Raw genomic sequence first — 2,896 nt, 5'->3', positions numbered from 1 at the left:
AAACGACCCGTTCAATCCCAACACCACCAACACCACCATCAAGCAGAGCGGTGGCGCCGGGTGCTCACCACTCCTTCCGAAAACATAATCCGCGACAACCGCCAGAATAACGACGACCAGCGCAATCAGCCAGCCACTACCGCCGCCACCGCTCTGCTTGATGGTGGTGTTGGTGGTGTTGGGATTGAACGGGTCGTTTGGATTCGGTGCGTTCGCCATAAAAGTGTCCTCCGTGGATGAAAAATATCAATCAACACCATATAACGCGCAATCATTGAACTGGTTTCACGCTAGGGTTGGAAAACGCCAAAAACAAGGACAATCCCGCCGTTCCGGAGCCGGAATGGCGTTGTTTCGCCACGCAACGCGCCAAGTTGGTGCCTACTATGGGTTTTTCCGGAGGATTTTTGTCGTGACGAATCCCATAGCAGAGTTTGTCCCGAATCACTGCGATGTTCTCGCCGGAGCCCAGTTCGCCGACCGCTTTGTGCTGATCACCCAGGGTCTTTCTTTAACGGCACTCGGCGCGGCGGAACGCGCCCTGGGGCGAATGCCGCCCTGGGTCGGCAGGCTCATGGCGCTGCGCAACCTTGCCGTCAAGCCGTTCCGGCTGAAGACGGGCCTGGAAACTACAGTGTTGCCGTCAGGCCGGATCGGGATATTTCCGCTCATCAGCCAGTTTCCCGGCAAGGTTGTGCTTGGCCTCGACGACCGGCATCTCGATTTCCGTGTCCTGGTCGAAGTCAGGGATCTCGGCACGGGCCGGCAAGAGGTGGCCGCGACGACGATCGTCAAGACGCACAATTGGCTCGGGCGCGCCTATCTTGCGATCATCATGCCGTTTCACCGGATCATCGTTCCGGCGATGCTGGCCCAGATCCTGGCGAAGTAAACTGAAGTAGCTTAAAGTCCAACAGGCGTGACGGTGTAACCGGCCTTGCGGAAGTCCTCGACGAGGCCTTCGGGGCCGGGAAGGTGGAGGGCGCCGACCGCCATGAAGACGTTGCCCCTGGCAAGGATCGGTTCGGCATGCTCGACCATCACCTTGTTGCGGCTGGTGATCATGGTTTCCTCGAACGCCGCATAGCCCGCGGGGTCGTCCGTGCCTTCCGGCATGGCCACGCGAAACAGCGGCCAGAACATTCCGGTGTCGCCGCGCTGGTAGAGCACGATCATGGTTTCGTTGATGTCGTTGATCTTATCGCCGAGCTTCAGCGTGTCGACGAGGCCCTTCATGTGAAACGCCAGCGGCAGCGAGGCCATGGCGCGCAACTGGCTTTCAGCAGTCTCCAATCCTTCCACCGGCTTGCCGGAAGCCTTTGCACCTTCCGCCAGCCTGACATCGAGCACCGGGGCGCCGCCTGACTGACGGGCGAGTTCGCAGGCCGGCAGTGCCATCATGGCCGAGAGCATCCACGGCTTCATCTTGGCAACCGTTGCCGGAGGAATGCCGCGGGCGTCGAGCGCGGCGTTCATGGCCGCCGCATCGTCGGGCGACAGCAGCGACGCCAGCGTCGTCGAATCAGTGAACATCATCAGGTCCGGCTCCTTGAGCATCGCGACCATCATCTTCTGCTTGTCGAGCACGTCAGTGGTTTCGATGATGATGGTGCCGGCGGCGTCATAGGCTTTCTGCGCGTCGGGAGGCAGCGTGGTGACGCGCGGGTCGGTCATATGCATGGTGCCGAACAGGAAGGACGGCTTCTCGCCGGGCTTTTCCAGCTTCCACAACAGGCCCTTGCCGTTCGGTGTCGCGGCGGCTTCCGCTTCGATCTTGCGGTAGGTCGCCGGATCGTTCTTCTGCAAGGCCGACAGCATGTCGGCGCCGGTGCAGGTCGAGATTTCGGCATGGGCCTTGCCGGCCGCGAACAGCAGCACGGCGAGAAACGACAGGAAGAACAAAACATTGAGCGCGACGAGCAGCTTCAGCGACACGGAAGCTGCACGGTCGGCGATGGCGATGACGCGTTTCATGATCCCATTCCTAGAACCGAAAAGCGGCAAAACGGTTAATTGGTACTGCGAAATTGTCTTCGACCGGCTATCGCCCTCAGCGGACGTCGATGGTGCTCATGACTCAATGATTAGCGGAAACGCCCATTTCTTCGTCATCCACGGGCGGAGCAAGGAGCGTAGCGACGCGGCGCAGACCCGAGGATCCATGCCGGGACTCTGGAACGCTGCAACAGTGCAGAATTCCGCTCCGCAGCACTCCATGGCAAAGGTCGCGGCATGGATCCCAGGGTCTCCGCGACGGAGCTTCGCTCCTGCTTCGCCCAGGGATGACGACGTTGGGGAGGCTTTCGGCCAATGGTGAACGTTTGGCCACCGATACTATGCGACGCTACTGGCGTTCATGCCCGTGGATGGGCCTGCTCGTAAATCTCGAGCAGCCTCGCGGTGTCGACGCCGGTGTAGATCTGCGTCGTCGAAAGGCTGGCGTGGCCGAGCAGTTCCTGGATGGTGCGCAAATCGCCGCCGCGGCCGAGCAGATGCGTAGCGAAGGAATGGCGCAGCGCATGCGGCGTCGCGGTATCGGGCAGGTTGAGCGCCGAGCGCAGCTTGGCCATGTCGCGCTGGACGATGGCCGGGTTGAGCGGACCGCCGCGGGCGCCGCGAAACAACAGGCCCTTGGGGTCGAGATGGTAGGGGCAGAGCCGGCGATATTCGGCGATCGCCCTGAGCGCCACCGGCAGCACCGGCACCAGGCGCGTCTTGCCGCCCTTGCCGGTGACGCGAAGCACCGTGTCGGCCGCCGACGCCAGATCGGCGCCGGCGAGGCCAAGCGCCTCGGAAATGCGCAGGCCGGAGCCGTAGAGCAGTGTCAGCACGGCGGCGTTGCGGGCAGCAATCCAGGGTTCCTCCGCCAGTTGGCCTTCAATGGAAACAACATGCT

3 protein-coding genes and 1 pseudogene are annotated in these 2,896 nt (G+C 61.9%); 1 reads left to right on the top strand and 3 read right to left on the bottom strand.

Annotated features, from left to right (window positions below):
* Positions 1 to 219, bottom strand: a pseudogene (locus EN750_RS27260) (hypothetical protein); the annotation flags it as partial.
* A gap of 13 nt (positions 220 to 232) precedes the next feature.
* Here EN750_RS27260 and EN750_RS27255 point away from each other — a divergent pair.
* Positions 233 to 892, top strand: a complete 660-nt coding sequence (locus EN750_RS27255; RefSeq protein WP_348629627.1) for a DUF2867 domain-containing protein — start codon at positions 233 to 235, stop codon at positions 890 to 892.
* Between the two features lie 11 nt (positions 893 to 903).
* Here the strand turns inward: EN750_RS27255 and EN750_RS27250 are convergent, their stop codons facing one another.
* Positions 904 to 1,974: a TraB/GumN family protein gene (locus tag EN750_RS27250; RefSeq protein WP_127398515.1), complete on the bottom strand. Its 1,071-nt coding sequence runs from the start codon at positions 1,972 to 1,974 to the stop codon at positions 904 to 906.
* 380 nt (positions 1,975 to 2,354) lie between these two features.
* On the bottom strand, positions 2,355 to 2,896 hold a 542-nt coding region (locus tag EN750_RS27245; protein ID WP_145967948.1), incomplete at its 5' end, for a tyrosine-type recombinase/integrase.

It is taken from the genome of Mesorhizobium sp. M7A.F.Ca.ET.027.03.2.1, assembly GCF_003999175.1.
In the GTDB taxonomy this organism is placed as follows: Bacteria; Pseudomonadota; Alphaproteobacteria; order Rhizobiales; family Rhizobiaceae; genus Mesorhizobium.
The sequence above is the reverse complement of the archived record's forward strand: the minus strand, read 5'-3'. Positions and strand labels throughout refer to the sequence as shown.

Coding starts and splice junctions, on each gene's coding strand:
- EN750_RS27250 (WP_127398515.1), bottom strand. CDS start 1,974: ATGAAACGCGTCATCGCCATCGCCGACCGTGCAGCTTCCGTGTCGCTG.